At 56.0% G+C, this 16262-nt stretch carries 21 protein-coding genes; 7 read left to right on the forward strand and 14 right to left on the reverse strand.

Features of this window, described 5'->3' with window-relative positions:
• The 5 genes from ACEYDX_RS09700 to ACEYDX_RS09720 all read right to left on the reverse strand — a co-directional run.
• The coding region (locus ACEYDX_RS09700) for a GTP-binding protein (RefSeq protein WP_040669951.1) at positions 1 to 150 on the reverse strand (150 nt) is incomplete at its 3' end.
• A gap of 95 nt (positions 151 to 245) precedes the next feature.
• A complete protein-coding gene (gene fusA, locus ACEYDX_RS09705) occupies positions 246 to 2351 on the reverse strand; it encodes an elongation factor G (protein ID WP_373741823.1) in 2106 nt (701 codons plus the stop codon).
• An 18-nt stretch (positions 2352 to 2369) separates the two neighbouring features.
• On the reverse strand, positions 2370 to 2840 hold the full coding sequence (rpsG, locus tag ACEYDX_RS09710; protein ID WP_257067861.1) for a 30S ribosomal protein S7: 471 nt from the start codon (positions 2838 to 2840) through the stop codon (positions 2370 to 2372).
• Positions 2841 to 2956: 116 nt separating this feature from the next.
• Positions 2957 to 3328, reverse strand: a complete 372-nt coding sequence (rpsL, locus tag ACEYDX_RS09715) for a 30S ribosomal protein S12 (RefSeq protein ID WP_002218431.1) — start codon at positions 3326 to 3328, stop codon at positions 2957 to 2959.
• Between the two features lie 191 nt (positions 3329 to 3519).
• On the reverse strand, positions 3520 to 3846 hold the full coding sequence (locus tag ACEYDX_RS09720) for a YegP family protein (RefSeq protein WP_373741824.1): 327 nt from the start codon (positions 3844 to 3846) through the stop codon (positions 3520 to 3522).
• Between the two features lie 63 nt (positions 3847 to 3909).
• Between ACEYDX_RS09720 and ACEYDX_RS09725 the strand changes: the two genes are divergently transcribed.
• Positions 3910 to 4137 carry a hypothetical protein gene (locus tag ACEYDX_RS09725; RefSeq protein WP_373741825.1) on the forward strand — a complete coding sequence of 76 codons (228 nt, stop codon included), beginning with the start codon at positions 3910 to 3912 and terminating at the stop codon, positions 4135 to 4137.
• A gap of 263 nt (positions 4138 to 4400) precedes the next feature.
• On the opposite strand, the gene ptsP is transcribed toward ACEYDX_RS09725, so the two are convergent.
• From ptsP to ACEYDX_RS09750, 5 genes are all read right to left on the reverse strand, one after another.
• Positions 4401 to 6137, reverse strand: a complete 1737-nt coding sequence (gene ptsP, locus ACEYDX_RS09730; protein ID WP_373741826.1) for a phosphoenolpyruvate--protein phosphotransferase — start codon at positions 6135 to 6137, stop codon at positions 4401 to 4403.
• Between the two features lie 2 nt (positions 6138 to 6139).
• Positions 6140 to 6409, reverse strand: coding sequence for an HPr family phosphocarrier protein (locus ACEYDX_RS09735; protein WP_373741827.1), 270 nt, complete (start codon positions 6407 to 6409; stop codon positions 6140 to 6142).
• A 154-nt stretch (positions 6410 to 6563) separates the two neighbouring features.
• Positions 6564 to 6962 (reverse strand): PTS sugar transporter subunit IIA, encoded by a 399-nt coding sequence (locus ACEYDX_RS09740; protein ID WP_373741839.1) that lies wholly within the window; start codon positions 6960 to 6962, stop codon positions 6564 to 6566.
• 359 nt (positions 6963 to 7321) lie between these two features.
• Complete coding sequence (locus tag ACEYDX_RS09745; RefSeq protein WP_373741828.1) at positions 7322 to 7819, reverse strand: hypothetical protein; 498 nt, start codon at positions 7817 to 7819, stop codon at positions 7322 to 7324.
• 65 nt (positions 7820 to 7884) lie between these two features.
• Positions 7885 to 8448 (reverse strand): hypoxanthine-guanine phosphoribosyltransferase, encoded by a 564-nt coding sequence (locus ACEYDX_RS09750; protein ID WP_373741840.1) that lies wholly within the window; start codon positions 8446 to 8448, stop codon positions 7885 to 7887.
• A gap of 85 nt (positions 8449 to 8533) precedes the next feature.
• Here ACEYDX_RS09750 and ACEYDX_RS09755 point away from each other — a divergent pair, with 85 nt between their 5' ends.
• Genes ACEYDX_RS09755 through ACEYDX_RS09765 form a run of 3 tightly spaced genes read left to right on the forward strand, consistent with a single transcriptional unit; the run spans position 8534 to position 10338 of the window.
• A complete protein-coding gene (locus ACEYDX_RS09755) occupies positions 8534 to 8746 on the forward strand; it encodes a hypothetical protein (RefSeq protein ID WP_373741829.1) in 213 nt (70 codons plus the stop codon).
• Between the two features lie 29 nt (positions 8747 to 8775).
• A complete protein-coding gene (locus ACEYDX_RS09760; RefSeq protein ID WP_373741830.1) occupies positions 8776 to 10119 on the forward strand; it encodes a Na+/H+ antiporter family protein in 1344 nt (447 codons plus the stop codon).
• Positions 10120 to 10338, forward strand: a complete 219-nt coding sequence (locus ACEYDX_RS09765) for a SlyX family protein (protein WP_373741831.1) — start codon at positions 10120 to 10122, stop codon at positions 10336 to 10338. It abuts the gene before it with no gap.
• Here the strand turns inward: ACEYDX_RS09765 and ACEYDX_RS09770 are convergent.
• Positions 10335 to 10559, reverse strand: coding sequence for a hypothetical protein (locus tag ACEYDX_RS09770; RefSeq protein ID WP_373741832.1), 225 nt, complete (start codon positions 10557 to 10559; stop codon positions 10335 to 10337). The genes ACEYDX_RS09765 and ACEYDX_RS09770 overlap by 4 nt on opposite strands.
• A 50-nt stretch (positions 10560 to 10609) precedes the next feature.
• Between ACEYDX_RS09770 and rsmG the strand changes: the two genes are divergently transcribed.
• Positions 10610 to 11236 (forward strand): 16S rRNA (guanine(527)-N(7))-methyltransferase RsmG, encoded by a 627-nt coding sequence (rsmG, locus tag ACEYDX_RS09775; protein ID WP_373741833.1) that lies wholly within the window; start codon positions 10610 to 10612, stop codon positions 11234 to 11236.
• Positions 11237 to 11598: 362 nt separating this feature from the next.
• Positions 11599 to 11775 (forward strand): hypothetical protein, encoded by a 177-nt coding sequence (locus ACEYDX_RS09780; RefSeq protein WP_373741834.1) that lies wholly within the window; start codon positions 11599 to 11601, stop codon positions 11773 to 11775.
• 1 nt (position 11776) lies between these two features.
• Here the strand turns inward: ACEYDX_RS09780 and rpmE are convergent, their stop codons facing one another.
• The 3 genes from rpmE to obgE all read right to left on the reverse strand — a co-directional run bounded on the left by rpmE (position 11777) and on the right by obgE (position 15193).
• Positions 11777 to 11992, reverse strand: a complete 216-nt coding sequence (gene rpmE / locus ACEYDX_RS09785) for a 50S ribosomal protein L31 (RefSeq protein ID WP_373741835.1) — start codon at positions 11990 to 11992, stop codon at positions 11777 to 11779.
• A 380-nt stretch (positions 11993 to 12372) separates the two neighbouring features.
• Positions 12373 to 13779: a cysteine--tRNA ligase gene (gene cysS, locus ACEYDX_RS09790; RefSeq protein ID WP_373741836.1), complete on the reverse strand. Its 1407-nt coding sequence runs from the start codon at positions 13777 to 13779 to the stop codon at positions 12373 to 12375.
• Between the two features lie 259 nt (positions 13780 to 14038).
• Complete coding sequence (gene obgE / locus ACEYDX_RS09795) at positions 14039 to 15193, reverse strand: GTPase ObgE (RefSeq protein WP_373741837.1); 1155 nt, start codon at positions 15191 to 15193, stop codon at positions 14039 to 14041.
• A 212-nt stretch (positions 15194 to 15405) separates the two neighbouring features.
• Between obgE and sodA the strand changes: the two genes are divergently transcribed.
• Positions 15406 to 16026: a superoxide dismutase [Mn] gene (gene sodA / locus ACEYDX_RS09800; protein ID WP_373741838.1), complete on the forward strand. Its 621-nt coding sequence runs from the start codon at positions 15406 to 15408 to the stop codon at positions 16024 to 16026.
• The last annotated feature ends 236 nt before the right edge of the window (positions 16027 to 16262 follow it).

Below are 16262 nucleotides of genomic sequence, written 5' to 3' on the forward strand. Positions count from 1 at the left end.
GATTTGGTCGTAACCTTTGGCCTGACCGCCGAATTTTTCGGCAAGAATGGTGGTCAGCGCTGCTGTCAGTGTGGTTTTACCATGGTCAACGTGACCGATGGTGCCAACGTTTACGTGCGGTTTGCTCCGCTCGAATTTTTCCTTAGCCATGAGCTAATTCCTTTACATATAAAGATCAGATTAAAGAACAAAGTGGATTGAGGCCGTCTGAAAAATTGTTTCAGGCTTTCAGACGGCCTTGCTGATTAGCCTTTACGGGCTTCAGTTACTGCGGCGGCAACGTGTGCGGGAGCTTCGGAATATTTCTTGAACTCCATTGAGTAGGTTGCACGGCCTTGGGTGGCGGAACGCAGGTCGGTCGAATAACCGAACATTTCGGCCAAAGGTACTTCGGCACGGACTTTTTTTCCACCGATACCGTCGTCGTCCATACCCAATACGATACCGCGGCGGCGGTTCAGGTCGCCCATAACGTCGCCCATATACTCTTCAGGGGTTTCTACTTCGACGGCCATAATCGGCTCAAGCAGGGCAGGAGAGGCTTGGCGCATGCCTTCTTTAAAGGCTTGAGATGCGGCCAATTCAAATGCAAGTTGCGAAGAGTCGACATCGTGGTAGGAACCGAACACCAAACGGATGCGTACATCTACTACAGGGAAGCCTGCTACCACACCGTTGGGCAATGTGTCGCGGATACCTTTGTCAACAGAGGGGATGAATTCGCGGGGGATCACACCGCCTTTGATTTCGTCGATGAACTCGTAACCGGCGCCACCGGGCTCCATCGGCTCCATCTCGATAACGACGTGACCGTATTGGCCTTTACCGCCGGACTGTTTGGCGTGTTTGTGTTCTGCCTTAACTGCCTTGCGGATGGTTTCGCGGTAGGCAACTTGGGGCGCACCAATATTGGCTTCCACGCCGAATTCGCGTTTCATGCGGTCGACGATGATTTCCAAGTGCAGTTCGCCCATACCGGAAATAATGGTTTGGCCGGATTCTTCGTCGGTACGGACACGAAAAGACGGGTCTTCTTTGGCCAAGCGGTTCAGGGCAATACCCATTTTTTCTTGGTCGGCTTTGGTTTTCGGCTCTACTGCAACGTGGATAACCGGTTCGGGGAATTCCATGCGCTCCAGAATAATCGGCGCATCTTCGGCACACAGGGTTTCACCCGTGGTAACGTCCTTCAAACCGATGGCGGCGGCAATGTCGCCTGCACGTACTTCTTCGATTTCGGTGCGGTCGGCGGCAGTCATCTGTACCAAACGGCCGATACGTTCGCGGGTGCCCTTAACGGAGTTCAATACGTTGTCGCCTGATTTCACTACACCGGAATAAACGCGGATAAAGGTAAGCTGGCCGACGTATTTGTCGTTGAGCATTTTGAATGCCAATGCGGAGAACTTGGCATCATCGCTTGCTTGACGACTGTCGGTTTCATCATTAGAAGGATTGACACCTTGAACCGGAGGAATGTCGGTCGGTGCGGGCAGAAACTCTACCACCGCGTCCAACATGCGTTGTACACCTTTGTTTTTAAAGGCGGAGCCACAAAGCATGGGTTGGATTTCACCGGCCAAAGTGCGTTGGCGCAAAGCACTGATGATTTCTTCTTCGGTCAGCTCTTCGCCGCCCAAATATTTGTCCATCAGTTCTTCGCTGGCTTCAGCAGCGGCTTCAATCATGTTTTGACGCCATTCTTCGGCAGTGGCCACCAAGTCTGCAGGGATGTCGCCGTATTCGAATGTAGTGCCTTTGTCGGCCTCATTCCAAATAATGGCTTTCATCTTCAGCAGGTCAACGACACCTTCGAAATTGTCTTCCGCGCCAACCGGAACGACGATCGGCACAGGATTTGCACGCAAGCGGGTGCGCATTTGCTCTACCACGCGGAAGAAGTTGGCACCTTGGCGGTCCATTTTGTTTACAAATGCCAAACGGGGCACTTTGTATTTGTTTGCCTGACGCCATACGGTTTCGGATTGGGGCTGTACGCCGCCTACCGCGCAGTAAACCATTACCGCGCCGTCCAATACGCGCATGGAACGTTCAACTTCCACAGTAAAGTCAACGTGTCCCGGGGTATCGATGATGTTGAAACGGTGTTCCGGGAATTGACCGGCCATACCTTTCCAGTAGGACGTTACGGCTGCGGAAGTAATGGTAATGCCGCGCTCTTGCTCTTGTTCCATATAGTCGGTAGTAGCCGCACCGTCATGCACTTCGCCCAGTTTGTGGGTCAGGCCGGTATAGAACAGGATACGCTCGGTAGTGGTGGTTTTACCTGCATCAATATGCGCAGAAATACCGATATTGCGGTACAGGTTGATGGGGGTTTTGCGGGCCATTTTATTCGCCTTTCAAAATTAGAAACGGAAATGTGAGAAGGCTTTGTTGGCTTCGGCCATGCGGTGTACTTCTTCACGTTTTTTCATGGCGCCGCCTCGGCCTTCGGCTGCGTCGATCAATTCGCCGGCCAAACGCAAATCCATGGATTTTTCACCGCGTTTGCGGGCGGCATCGCGTACCCAGCGCATTGCCAGAGCCAAACGGCGCGACGGACGCACCTCAACAGGAACTTGGTAGTTTGCACCACCTACGCGGCGGCTTTTCACTTCCACAACGGGTTTGGCGTTGGCAATCGCTTCGTTGAACACTTCGATGGCTGCTTTGCCGGTTTTTTTCTCGATTTGGGCAAGCGCGCCGTAAACAATGCGCTCGGCAACCGATTTTTTACCGTCAATCATCAATACGTTCATGAACTTGGTCAGCTCGACACTGCCGAATTTCGGATCGGGCAATACGTCGCGCTTGGGGACTTCTCTACGTCTTGGCATTTTAATTCCTTAAATATCTATTCAGTTGGGGCAAACCCATGAATGCCCATATCAAGCATTCACTTACTCGGCCGGATTTTAATTTCAGACGGCCGACGTGCCTGTTAAAGTCCCGATTACTTAGGACGTTTCGCACCGTATTTGGAACGGGCTTGTTTGCGGTCTTTCACGCCTGCGGTATCCAGAGAACCGCGTACGGTGTGGTAACGCACACCCGGCAAGTCTTTTACACGACCGCCGCGAATCAGCACCACGCTGTGCTCTTGCAGGTTGTGGCCTTCGCCGCCGATGTACGAAATCACTTCGAAACCGTTGGTCAGGCGAACTTTACATACTTTACGCAATGCAGAGTTCGGTTTTTTAGGAGTAGTCGTGTACACACGGGTACATACGCCGCGTTTTTGCGGGCACGCTTCCAGTGCGGGCACTTTGTTTACGTACACGGGCTTTTGACGGCCTTTGCGTACCAATTGGTTAATAGTAGGCATATTTTCTCGTCCTGTTGAGTGAAATACTTGCCGACACCATGCCGACAAGAGCGGAATTATATTGTGATTGCAAAGACTTAGTCAAGCAAAAAGCGGGAAAGGCCGTCTGAAACCCATGCCGGACAGGGTTTCAGACGGCCTTATATGCGGATTCGGGGCGTGCGGTGCTGCTTGTCTGCAGAAACCTGCCGTCATTCTTCTTTTACGGTTGCTTTGGCGGCTGAGGTTTTCAGTTCGGCAATCAGTTCGTCTCGGGCGGCGGTGCTGCCGACGGTGGGGCTGGTGCCGATGATTTGGCCGTTGCCGGCTTTGAGGTTGAAGTAGAATTTGCCGTTGCTGCTTTCTTTCAGGATGTAACGGCTTTCTTCGGAAGCGTTTTTGCGTACGGATTCGATGCCGTTTTGGCAGGATGCTTTGCTGTTGTACTGTTCGCTTTTGAGCAGGGTGTTGCCGCTTTTGCCGACGAGGCTGAAGTTGAAGTGGCCGGATTCGGTTTTTTTGAGATTGAAGGTTGCCATGGTGTTTCTCCTTGTGTTGGTCGGATGTTATCGGTTACGGGGTTTACTATAAAAACGGGGTGTGTGATTGTCAATGATGTTTTGTGCAGAAACGGGTTAAGGCGGCGTGAAGGCGGATTAAGGCCGTCTGAAAACATTGTGCCGGTATGGGGGACGGGTTTTGTGGTGATGTTTCGGGATGGGCGTGGTTTGTTCCGAGCGGGTCTGGTAGAAGTTGAAGGAAGCATCAGGCCGTCTGAAAAACTGTTTTCAGACGGCCTGATGCTTTTTGCGGTTGGGTTGTTCGGATAATGCGTTGATGATGCCGAGACCGTTATTCCTGTGCGGGCGGAATCCGGTGTGCAGTTTTTGACAACCCGGATTTCCTGCGGATACTGAAATGCACAGTCTTGGTTCTTGCCTGCACGGGAATGACGGTGGTGTGGATACGGCGGCTTCCTTATATCTCTCGATTATTCGGCTTCAGGGGCGTCGGATTCCCGTCCGTGCGGCGAAGAGAGGCAGGCTGACGGTATCGTAAAAACGGTATAACGGCATCGGCGCAACTTTACTTTTTACGGTTTGTTTAGTTTTTTCAACAGCTTTTCTGTTTTTTCAGGGTCTTCGTTACGCAGGATTTTGGCGGTTTCGCCTGCCAGTGCGGCGGTGTCGCTGTGCAGGATGATGTCTTTGACGGCCAGCAGGTTGTTGGGGTTCATGGAGAAGCGGCGCAGCCCCATGCCGAGCAGCAGGCGGGTAAAGGCGGTGTCGCCGCCCATTTCGCCGCACAGGGAAACGCTTTTTTCCATGCGGTCGGCGGTTTTGATGATGTGGCTGATGAGTTTCAGCACGGCGGGGTGGCCGGGTTGGTAGAGGTGGCTGACGGCGTCGTCGCCGCGGTCGACCGACAGGGTGTACTGGATCAGGTCGTTGGTGCCGATGGAGACGAAATCGACGAGTTTCATGATGCTGGCGGCGTTGAGCGCGGCGGCAGGAATTTCAATCATGCAGCCTGTTTTGACATCGCCGTGGGGTTCGCCGCGTTCTTCTAGACGGCGGCGGACGGTGTCGAGATGAATCAGGCACTGGCGTACTTCGGTCAGCGAGGTAATCATCGGCCACATCATTTTCACGGGGCCGTGGGCGGCGGCGCGCAGGATGGCGGACATTTGGGTGCGGAACATGACCGGTTCGGCCAGGCACAGGCGGATGCCGGTGAGACCGAGCGCGGGGTTCAGGCTGCCGTTGGGAGTGGCGTTCTGGCCGAACCAGCGCGGGTTTTTGTCGACGCCCAAATCGACGGTGCGGATGGTGAGCGGCTTGCCTTTGAGTTTTTTCACAATCGCGGCATAGACTTCGTATTGTTCGTCTTCAGATGGCATGGTGTCGCGGTTGAGGTAAAGGAATTCGCTGCGGAACAGTCCCACGCCGTCTGCGCCCAAATTGTGCAACGCTTTGATGTCTTCGGCGGATTCGATGTTGGCGAGCAGTTCGATGGGTATGCCGTCGGCGGTGGTGGCGGCGGTTTTTTTCAGTTTTTGCAGGCCGCGTTTGTGGCTGCGGTATTCGCGTTCCAAGCGGCGGTATTCGGCGAGTACCAAATCGTCGGGCGCGATGATGAGCACGCCGTTGATGCCGTCCACAATCACCGTTTCGCCTTCGGTCAGCAGGCGGCGGGCATTGTGCAGGCCGATGACCGACGGGATGTCGAGGCTGCGGCCGAGAATCGCGGTGTGGCTGGTGGGGCCGCCTGCGTCGGTGGCGAAGGCGCACAGGTGTTTTTCTTTGAAATGGACGGTGTCGGCGGGCGAAAAGTCGTGCGCAATCAGTATGGTATCTTCGGGCAGGCTGTCGAGGTTGAGGCCGTTGCCCTGTCCGATCAAGTTGTTGTGGATGCGGCCGACTACCTGAAGCATGTCCTGTTTGCGTTCGCGCAGGTAGGCGTCGTCGATTTCGTCGAACTGCGCGGCGAGTTTGTCGCTCTGCTGTTTGAGCGCCCATTCCGCATTGATGCTTTGCTCTTCGATGATGTCGACGGGTTCGCGCGACAGGGTAACGTCGGTCAGTAGCATCAGGTGCAGCGAGATAAATGCGCCCAATTCGGCGGGGGCGTTTTCGGGAATCGCGCTGCGCAGGTGTTCCAACTCCTTGCGCGTGGCTTTGACCGCGGCTTCGAAACGCGCGGCTTCGGCTTCGATGCCGTCTGCGGCGATTTCGTATTGCGGCACTTCTTCGATGCCGCGCGCAATCAGGTGGGCGCGTCCGACGGCTATCCCTTTGCCCGCCGCTACGCCGTGCAACACAATGCTCATGCTTATTCGCCTTCGCCGAAATAATCGTTAATCAAATCCGCCAGCGCCTGCATGGCGGCCGCTTCGTCGGCGCCGTCGGTTTCCAGCTCGACCACCGAGCCTTTGGCGGCGGCCAGCATCATCAACCCCATAATGCTTTTGCCGTTGACGCGTTTGCCGTCTTTCGTTACCCACACGTCGCAGGCAAACTGGGAGGCGGTTTGGGTAAACTTGCTCGACGCGCGTGCGTGCAGGCCGAGTTTGTTGATGATTTCGATGGACTGTTTCTGCATGTATCGGTTTTCCTTGGTGTTTGGGTTCAGACGGCCTTGTCGCGTAAAGAAAGGCCGTCTGAAAATACGGAGGACGGTTGCAATGCCGTTGCGGTCGGCCGGTCGGCGGTATCGTGCCGCGGACAAGGTTTGCCGGTCGGAAACGGTGCGGCGTTTACAGGGCGGGGACTTCCATAATCCCGTCCAGGCCCGCCTTTTTCACCAGCTGTACGAATTCGGCGAGATTGTCGGATTTGCCTGCATACTGCGCCGCTTTGACCATCATCGGCGCATTCAGGCCCGTGAGCATCGCCGTTTTGTTTTCGCAAATCAGACGGCGTGCCGCGTTGCAGGGCGTAGCGCCGAAAATGTCCGACAGAATCAGAATGCCGTCGGTACAGCCCATTTCGGCGATTTTTTCCTGCGCCCGCTCGATAACGCGTTCGGGATTTTCGTCGGGATGCACACCGGTCAGGCGGATATGCTGCGGCGAACCGCTGCCGAAAAAATGATGGTAGAGGCTGCGGTAGGCTTCGCCCAACTGTTCGTGGGTGATGACGAGTACGCCAATCATAACGGCGCTCCTTCTTTTGGGTGGGTAGGGTTCGGTTTGCGTGTTCCGTTTTTTCAGACGGCCTTTCATGCCGAAGCAGGCCGTCTGAAAACCGAAGATGCGTATGGCCATACGCTATTTCAAGGCATATGCCTCTCGCGGATAATGCTGCGTGAGCCGTATCTTTAAAATCTTCGCAGCGTGATGCGGCACGCTGGTTAACACCGGTACGGCCGGTTCGCCAACGCGGGTGTAACTGTACGGAATTTCGGATGTTCAGACGGCCTTTCTGCTGCACTGTATACCTTTGAGACTTGCCGTTTGGCCATACCGGCATGATTTTTCAAACGGCCTGTGGTTCGGAAAAAACACGGCATATTTTAACGGAGCATTTGCTGTACCACTCTGCTGATTTTCGCTGCGCCGAACAGAAGCAGCAGCCCGAGAACAGCTTCAGCAGCGGTATGGAAAACCGCCGACTTCTGGTCTGGCTGGAAAGCGTTCCATGCGGAGGTGCCGGGAAACTGGTCAGCAATGGCGTGATACAGAAATAGCCAATTAAGGCCGTCTGAAACGGCGCGGCTGAGTGTCCACAGACCGATTAACACGATGCCCGTTGTCAGCCACGGCGCAGGGTGTTTGGGCATTTCCCGTTTTTCCTGCCGTTCGGCGGGCAGCAGCAGGTTGGCAATGGTAGCGGGAAAAAACCAGATAAACAGCCAGCAGACGGCATAAACGCCGTAGAAAGCGGCCGCCTGCGGTAAGGAGGGCGACGGTATGTCCGCTGTCCAGAAGGCAAATCCGCCGTTGATCGTTTCGACAATCCAAACGATCACAAACAGACGTAGGGAGGCAATCAGAATTTGTTGCGGGGTCATGTTTAGGGTTCTCGGGTGTTTTCAGACGGCCTGTTCGGGCTATTTTATTTTGGTTGTGTGAGCCGTTAGTCCTGCTTCAATGCGTAAACCGCGCCGAGATTGCGCCATGCGCCGGCGGCGTCCATGCCGTAGCCGAAAACGTAGCGGTTGGGGACGCGGATGCCGGTATAGTCGGCCTGTACCGGTTTTTCTTTGCCGGTCAGTTTGTCGGCGAACACGGCGGTACGGCAGCTTGCCGCGCCCATTTCCAGCAGTTTTTCCCGAATGGCGGCCATGGTGTGGCCTTCGTCGAGGATGTCGTCCAACACGACGACATGGCGGCCGCGGATGTGTTCGGGGTCGGGCATGCGCTTCCAGTTGAATGCGCCGCCTTGCAGTTTGTCGCCGTAGCGGGAAACGTGGACGTAGTCGAAGTCAAGCGGGAAGCGCAGCAGCGGCAGAAGTTGGCCGGTGAAGACGACTGCGCCGCCCATCACGGGCAGCAGCAGGGGGTATTTGCTGCCGAGGTCGGCGGTGATTTCGGCGGCGAGCCGTTCGAGGGCGGTGCGGCATTCGGTTTCGTCGAACAGCAGTTCGGCATTGTCGAGCATTTGCTGGGTGTGCCGGCGTTTGGTTTCGGTATCCATGATGACAGTTGCGGGGATGTGGGTAATCGTGCGGGGATTATAGCAGTTCGGGCGGGGCAGGCCGTCTGAAAAATGTCGGGACGGGGCGTTGCGGTATTTGGGAGGTTTGGAGTCGGGGCAGACGGTGTGGGGCGGACGGAGTTTTCAGACGGCCTGCCCCGTATGCGTGGTGTTCGGCGCGGGATTGTCGGTTTTGCGGACTTTCAGACGGCCTTGCGGCGGCTGGCAGGTTGCATCCTGTTGGGTTATGATGCGGTTTTTGTGTGCTTTCCGCGGGATGGTACGCTGCGGTGCGGCGTAACGGTTCGGCGGACGGAATGGGAGAAACGTATGAATGCTGTGGTGGTTGCCGTGGCGGTGATGCTGGCGTTGTCGCTGGCGAGGGTGCATGTGGTGCTGAGCCTGCTGTTGGGTGCGCTTGCGGGCGGTTTGACGGCGGGTTTGGGGTTGGCGGAAACGATGAAGGTGTTCCAAACGGGCTTGGCAAACGGGGCGCAGATTGCGCTTTCTTATGCGATGCTGGGGGCGTTTGCGGTGGCGATTGCGCATTCGGGTCTGCCGCAAACGCTGGCGAATGCGGTTATCCGCCGCATCGACCGCAGCCATGTGCGCGACAATGTGCCTTCGGGTGCGGCCGGCATCAAGTGGATGCTGCTGGCTTCGCTGCTGGCGATGAGTGTGATGAGTCAAAACCTGATTCCCATCCATATTGCGTTTATCCCGCTGATCATTCCGCCGCTGCTGCTGGTGTTCAACAGGATGCAGATCGACCGCCGCCTGCTGGCCTGCGTGATGACTTTCGGTTTGGTAACGACTTACATGTGGCTGCCCTACGGTTTCGGCGAAATTTTTCTGAAGCAGATTCTGGTGGGCAACATCACGAAATCGGGTTTGAACGTGGACGGTGTGAACGTGATGCACGCGATGACGATTCCCGCGCTGGGTATGGTGGCGGGGCTGGTGATTGCGTTTTTCAGCTACGGCCGCCGGCGCGGTTATGAAACGCTGACGGCGGATGTGGACGCAAACCGCAAGGCCATCGATACGCCGCAGATGTCGTCCTACCGCAGCGCGGTGGCGGTGGCCGCGATTGCGGTGTCGTTTGCCGTGCAGCTTTGGGCGGATTCGCTGCTGCTGGGCGCGATGGTGGGTTTCGCCGTGTTTATGGCGGCGGGCGTGGTCAAATGGGGCGATGCCGACGATGTGTTCAACAAAGGCGTGAAAATGATGGCGATGGTGGGCTTTATCATGATTGCGGCGCAGGGTTTCGCCGAAGTGATGAAGGCCACCAAGGAAATCGAGCAGTTGGTAAAAACCAGCGCGGAAATATTCGGCGGCAGCAAAGGCATGGCGGCGTTTGTGATGCTGCTGGTGGGCCTGTTGGTGACGATGGGCATCGGTTCGTCGTTTTCCACCCTGCCCATCATCGCCGCGATTTATGTGCCGCTCTGCGTCGGCATGGGGTTCAGCCCGATGGCGACCGTGGCGATTATCGGCACGGCAGGGGCATTGGGTGATGCCGGTTCGCCCGCGTCAGATTCCACGCTCGGCCCCACCGCGGGTTTGAATACGGACGGCCAGCACGACCATATGCGCGATACGGTTATCCCCACTTTCCTGCATTACAACCTGCCGCTGATGGTTTCCGGCTGGATTGCGGCGATGGTGCTGTAAATGGATGATTTGGACCAACGCATCACCGAGCTGGAAATTCAGACGGCCTTGCAGGCGGATTTGATTGACAGCCTGAACGGCACCATCGCGCACATGCAGCAGACGCTGGACTTGCAGCAGGAACAGCTCCGGCTGCTCTACCGCCGTCTGAACGACAAAACCGCCGACGGCGCGGACGGTGCATACAGTCTCCGCGACGAAATTCCGCCGCATTACTAGCCGCAAAACAGCAGCATCAGGCCGTCTGAAAACCCGTTTTTCAGACGGCCTTTCCGCACCATGCCGGTTTCCGCCCGCAAAGCGCCGAACAATTCAACCCGCGCGGCGCCGTTTTCGGATAAGATTACGCCCGAAACGAACCGCCCGTATTGCTTCAAAAGCGTGTTCGGAAAAGCGGCCGGAATGTCCCGCCCGGGCAGGACGGCGGTTTTGCGCAGCAACGCCGTCTGAAAACCGCCGCCGCTTCAAAACACAGCCTAAGGATAAAAAAATGGATAACAAACAAAAACTTCAAGACGGCCTGCAGGAAATGGGGCTGACCCTGCCGCTGCCGCAGCAGCTCCTGCTGCTCGAATACCTTGCCCTGCTCAAAAAATGGAACAGCACCTACAACCTCACAGCTTTGCGCGACGAAGGCAAAATGGTCAGCCACCACCTGCTCGACAGTCTGACCCTGCTGCCCTATGTCGAAAACGCGAAAACCCTGATTGACGTGGGTTCGGGCGGCGGTATGCCCGGCATTCCCACCGCCATCTGCCGCCCCGATTTGCAGATTACCCTGCTCGATTCCAACACCAAAAAAACCTCGTTCCTGCAACAGGCCGTGATTGAACTGGGTTTGGCCAACGTAACCGTCGCATCCGGTCGTGTCGAAGCCCTGCACGAAAACAAAGCCGATGTCGTTACCAGCCGCGCATTCGCCGAACTGGCCGATTTCATCGGCCTTTCCCGCCACCTGCTCAACGACAACGGCTGTTGGGCGGCGATGAAAGGCGTTTACCCCTATGAAGAGCTGACCCATATTCCCGATGATGTGGAGGTTCTGAAAGTGGAAAAACTGGCGGTGCCGATGCTGAAGGCCGAGCGGCATATGGTGTTGATGAAGCCGAAATGCTGACGGAATTTCGGCAGGTCATTCGGGGAGAGGGAATTCCGATCCCGTCGTTTCCGAGTGGTCGGGAAACCGTGTCTGGTTTGTCATCTCGTGAACTGAATAACGATTCCATCCTGTTTCTGCCGCTGATTCTGTCTGTTCGGATCATGGCGAACCGTTTTAAAAACCGATTTGCCAGCCAATAAAAAGGCCGTCTGAAAAATTTTCAGACGGCCTTTTGCAGGGCGGGTTCAATCTTACTGCCCGTTTGCAGTTGGTCATGGCTCAGTCATTCGATTAGGCTGTGTTCGGGAAGACGTTGGTTTGGCAACCCGTAAGCCTGATTTCGCCTGCTTCCGCCACTCCCGTGCAGGCGGGATCCATGTTTGCAATCCGGTATCTTTGTTAAACAGGCACTTGTGAATGTCAAAGCCGGATTCCCTGAGCGGGAAGGCGGCATCCGGAAAGTTGCCGCATCATTTTTAGCAGGCTTTCCAGATTCGGCGGCCCAGCAAAAAAGACTGCGCAGGGCAGTCTTTTTTATGAAATCGGTCAAACCGTAAATCAGCGTTTGAACATATTGCCGAATTTTTGGTTGAATTTGTCCACGCGGCCGGTGGTGTCGACGATTTTCTGCTGGCCGGTGTAGAACGGGTGGCAGCTCGAGCAAACCTCGATGGTAAAGTTTTCTTTTTCCATCGTGGATTTGGTGGTGAATTTGTTGCCGCAAGAGCAGGTAACGTTGATTTCGTGGTAGTTAGGGTGGATGTCTTGTTTCATCGGATTTCCTTTTGGTTAGCGGGCACAGGGGATTTGCCTGTGCTTCATTAAAGATAAGCTGCGCATTATTGCGGTTCGGCGCGCGGCAGTCAAGTTAAAATTGCGGGTTACGGCCTGATTTGCAACAGGTTTTGTCTGCCAAAGCGCAGGCCGTCGGTTGTGTGCGGATGGGCGCGGTGGCAGTTGCCTGCATCGGATAGTCGGCAAAACGGTTTCGGTTTGCGGAAGAAGCCGTGCAAAGCACCTGTTTTTCAGACGGCCTTCACTACCGTAAACCATACGGAAAAACTCCACATTGTTTTTCGATACAGGTCGTCTGAAAAATGCACAGCCTGTTTTTCTGCGGTTTGCCGCTGCCGCAACGGTGATTTCAGACGGCCTTACCCGCGCCGCCAGCCCGTTACGCCGGCTTTGTCTTCCAGAATCACGCCTGCCGCCGCCAGTTCGTCGCGGATGCGGTCGGATTCCGCCCAGTTTTTGTCGGCACGCGCCTGTTTGCGCGCTTCAATCAGGGCTTCGATTTCTTCGTTGGAGAGGCCGTCTGAAATATTACCGCCTTGCAGAAATTCCTGCGGTTCGCGTTGCAGCAGGCCGATGATGCCGCCCAAGTGTTTCAGGCAGGCGGCCAAATCTGCGTTTCGGGTTTTGTTGACTTCGTTCGCCAGCTCGAACAGCACGGCCACGGCCTGAACGGTGTCGAAATCGTCGTCCATCGCGGCGTTGAAGCGGCGTACATAATCGTTGTCCAAATCCGTGTTTTCAGACGGCATGGTGTTGTTCAGCGCGGTGTACAGGCGCGTGAGTGCGCCTTTGGCATCGTCGAGGTGCGCGTCGGAATAGTTCAGCGGGCTGCGGTAGTGGGCGCGCAGGATGAAGAAGCGCACGATTTCGGCATCGTATTGTTTCAGCACTTCGCGGATGGTGAAAAAATTGCCCAGCGATTTCGACATTTTTTCGCCGTCCACACGGATGAAACCGTTGTGCAGCCAGTATTTCACATGGCTGGCAACGGGTTTGCCCGCATGGTCGTGGCCGCACACGCCGCCGTGCGCGCCGACGCTTTGCGCGATTTCGTTTTCATGGTGCGGAAACTGCAAATCCGCACCGCCGCCGTGGATGTCGAACACGTCGCCAAACAGCTCTTCGCCCATCGCCGAACATTCGATGTGCCAACCCGGACGGCCCTTGCCCCACGGGCTTTCCCAAAAATCGGCTTCGTTGGGCTTGGCCGCTTTCCACAGTACGAAATCCAGCGGATCGCGCTTGAAACCGTCCACTTCCACCCGCTCGCCCGCGCGCAGATCGTCGAGCGATTTGCCGGAAAGCTGGCCGTATTCGGGAAACTCGCGCACGGCGTAGTAAACGTCGCCATTGTTGGCCGCATATGCCTTGCCGTTGGCAATCAGCCGCTCAATCATGGCTACCATCTGGCCGACGTGCTCGGTGGCCTTCGGCTCGACATCGGGACGCAACACGCCCAACGCCGCCGCGTCTTCGTGCATGGCCTGAATGAAACGCGCGGTCAGCTCGCCGATGGTCTCGCCGTTTTCCGCCGCGCGGGCGATGATTTTGTCGTCGATGTCGGTAATGTTGCGCACATAAGTGAGCGGATAACCGCGCGCGCGCAACCAGCGGGCAATCATGTCGAACACCACCATCACGCGGGCATGACCGAGATGACAGTAGTCATAAACCGTCATGCCGCACACATACATACGCACGTTTTCGGGATTGAGAGGGACAAAGGGTTCTTTTTGGCGGGTCAGGGTGTTGTAGATGGTTAGCATGGGTATCTTAAACTGGGTAGGTATTTTGAGATTTCAGGCCGTCTGAAACTTTTTACTTCCGCCTTGAATACACAAATCGGTTTGCACGGGTTTTCAGACGGCATTTCATTTTGGGCGGCTGTTCTTTCGGCGCGTAGGGGGGGTGTCAACCCACCATTCTCCGATCATTCAATCCAAATGGTGGGTTTACACCCACCCTACGTGTTTTTTGATTTTCAGACGGCCTTTATTCTCAAAAGGCCGTCTGAAAACTTTTTCATCACTCCGCCTGAAACACGCTCGTATCCGTCTTAGGCTGGTTCTCGGCAATTTCCATCGCTGCCGCTGCTTTTTCTGTTTCCGTTGCTTCGGCTTCCAAGCGTTTTTTCTCGCTCAGATACATCCCGATTTGGCGCACCAAATCCTGCGTGCCGTCGTGGGTTAACGCGCTGATTTTGAACAGGCGCGGGGTGGTCATGTCGAATTCGAAGCGGTCGTCGGGAGCGGGGTGGTTCCAGCCGATTTGGTCGAGGAATTCGGCGGTGCGGCGTTCGGCTTCTTCGCTGTCGAGCATGTCGAATTTGTTGAGCACGAGCCAGCGGGGTTTGCCGTAGAGTTCTTCGTCGTATTTGCGCAGTTCGTTGATGATGGCGAGGGCTTCTTCGGCGGGGTTGACGCTTTCGTCGAAGGGTGCCAAATCGACGACGTGCAGCAAGAGGCCGGTGCGGGAGAGGTGTTTCAGGAAGCGGTGTCCCAAGCCTGCGCCTTCGGCCGCGCCTTCAATCAGGCCGGGGATGTCGGCCATGACGAAGCTGTGGTTTTCGTCGAGGCGGACGACACCCAAGTTCGGGTGCAGGGTGGTGAACGGGTAGTCGGCGACTTTGGGGCGGGCGGCGGAAACGGCGCGGATAAGGGTGGATTTGCCGGCGTTGGGCATGCCGAGCAGGCCGACGTCGGCCAAGACTTTCAGCTCCAGTTGCAGCGAGCGGGCTTCGCCTTCTTCGCCGGGGGTGGACTGTTTGGGCGCGCGGTTGACCGACGATTTGAAGTGGATGTTGCCCAAACCGCCTTTGCCGCCGCGGGCGAGGCAGACGCGCTGGCCGTGGTGGGTGAGGTCGGCGACGATTTCGTCGGTGTCGGTGTCGCGGATGAGCGTGCCGACGGGCATGTGCAGGGTAATGTCGTCCGCGCCTGCGCCGTAGCGGTCGGAACCGTGGCCTTTTTCGCCGTTTTTGGCTTGGTAGCGTTTGACGAAGCGGTATTCGACCAGGGTGTTGACGTTTTCGTCGGCTTCGGCCCACACGCTGCCGCCGCGTCCGCCGTCGCCGCCGTCGGGGCCGCCGCGCGGTACGAATTTTTCGCGGCGGAAACTGGTTGCGCCGTTGCCGCCGCGTCCTGCGGCGACTTCGATTTTTGCTTCGTCGATGAATTTCATGGGGATACTCTGGAAAATGGTTTCAGACGGCCTGTTGCGTTTTAGGCCGTCTGAACACGGTGTTCTGTAACGGCTTTCCATTATAAAGGATAAGTCAAGCCCTTGTTTGACTATCTTTTTTGCGGCCAAGCGCGTCGGCGGCACTTGCCCCGCTGCGGCTTAGGCTTTAATATCGGCCTGTTTTTACCCACACTTCAACAAGGAGCAAAACCATGGCTTACACCCTGCCCGAACTCGGCTATGCCTACGATGCACTCGAGCCGCATTTCGACGAAATGACCATGAACATCCACCACACCAAACACCATCAGGCTTATGTGAGCAACGCCAACGCCGCGTTGGAATCGCTGCCCGAGTTTGCCGAACTGAGCGCGGAAGAGCTGGTAGGCCGTCTGAAAGAGCTGCCGGCCGACAAACAAACCGTGTTGCGCAACAATGCGGGCGGTCATGCCAACCACTCTTTCTTTTGGAAAAACCTGAAAACCGGCACCACCCTGCAAGGCCGTCTGAAAGAAGCCATCGAACGCGATTTCGGTTCGGTGGAAGCGTTCCAAGCCGAATTTGAAAAAGCCGCCGCATCGCGTTTCGGTTCGGGCTGGGCATGGCTGGTGTTGGACGAAGGCCGTCTGAAAGTGGTGTCCACCGCCAATCAGGATACGCCGCTGATGGGCGTGGAAATCGCGGGCTGCAAAGGCTACCCGATTATCGGTTTGGACGTGTGGGAACACGCGTATTACCTGAAATTCCAAAACCGCCGTCCGGATTACATCAAGGCGTTTTGGAACGTGGTGAACTGGGACGAAGCGGCCAAACGCTTTGAAGGCGCGGCGTAACTGAATGCCGACTGCTCTGGTTTTATGATTGGAAAAGGCCGTCTGAACATGTTCAGACGGCCTTTTTGTATGGGGGGCAAGCGCGGCGGCAGGGGTTGTATAGCAAATAAACATATTATTCGATACAATTCCACCATGGCCTATTCACAAGACTTCAAACAACTCGTGCTCAAAAAACTCCGTCAAGGATGGACGATTCGTAGAGCCGCAAAAGAATTCGGCATCGCCATCTCCAC

Source organism: Neisseria sp. (genome assembly GCF_041804105.1).
Lineage (GTDB): Bacteria > Pseudomonadota > Gammaproteobacteria > Burkholderiales > Neisseriaceae > Neisseria.

Bases quoted from the DNA above. Each gene is read 5' to 3' on its own strand.
- ACEYDX_RS09765 (WP_373741831.1), top strand. From the start codon at position 10,120: ATGGATGATTTGGACCAACGCATCACCGAGCTGGAAATTCAGACGGCC.
- cysS (WP_373741836.1), bottom strand. From the start codon at position 13,779: ATGCTAACCATCTACAACACCCTGACCCGCCAAAAAGAACCCTTTGTC.
- rpsG (WP_257067861.1), bottom strand. From the start codon at position 2,840: ATGCCAAGACGTAGAGAAGTCCCCAAGCGCGACGTATTGCCCGATCCG.
- ACEYDX_RS09720 (WP_373741824.1), bottom strand. From the start codon at position 3,846: ATGGCAACCTTCAATCTCAAAAAAACCGAATCCGGCCACTTCAACTTC.
- sodA (WP_373741838.1), top strand. From the start codon at position 15,406: ATGGCTTACACCCTGCCCGAACTCGGCTATGCCTACGATGCACTCGAG.
- rsmG (WP_373741833.1), top strand. From the start codon at position 10,610: ATGGATAACAAACAAAAACTTCAAGACGGCCTGCAGGAAATGGGGCTG.
- ACEYDX_RS09760 (WP_373741830.1), top strand. From the start codon at position 8,776: ATGAATGCTGTGGTGGTTGCCGTGGCGGTGATGCTGGCGTTGTCGCTG.
- ptsP (WP_373741826.1), bottom strand. From the start codon at position 6,137: ATGAGCATTGTGTTGCACGGCGTAGCGGCGGGCAAAGGGATAGCCGTC.
- obgE (WP_373741837.1), bottom strand. From the start codon at position 15,193: ATGAAATTCATCGACGAAGCAAAAATCGAAGTCGCCGCAGGACGCGGC.
- ACEYDX_RS09740 (WP_373741839.1), bottom strand. From the start codon at position 6,962: ATGATTGGCGTACTCGTCATCACCCACGAACAGTTGGGCGAAGCCTAC.
- fusA (WP_373741823.1), bottom strand. From the start codon at position 2,351: ATGGCCCGCAAAACCCCCATCAACCTGTACCGCAATATCGGTATTTCT.
- ACEYDX_RS09745 (WP_373741828.1), bottom strand. From the start codon at position 7,819: ATGACCCCGCAACAAATTCTGATTGCCTCCCTACGTCTGTTTGTGATC.
- rpsL (WP_002218431.1), bottom strand. From the start codon at position 3,328: ATGCCTACTATTAACCAATTGGTACGCAAAGGCCGTCAAAAGCCCGTG.
- rpmE (WP_373741835.1), bottom strand. From the start codon at position 11,992: ATGAAACAAGACATCCACCCTAACTACCACGAAATCAACGTTACCTGC.
- ACEYDX_RS09735 (WP_373741827.1), bottom strand. From the start codon at position 6,409: ATGCAGAAACAGTCCATCGAAATCATCAACAAACTCGGCCTGCACGCA.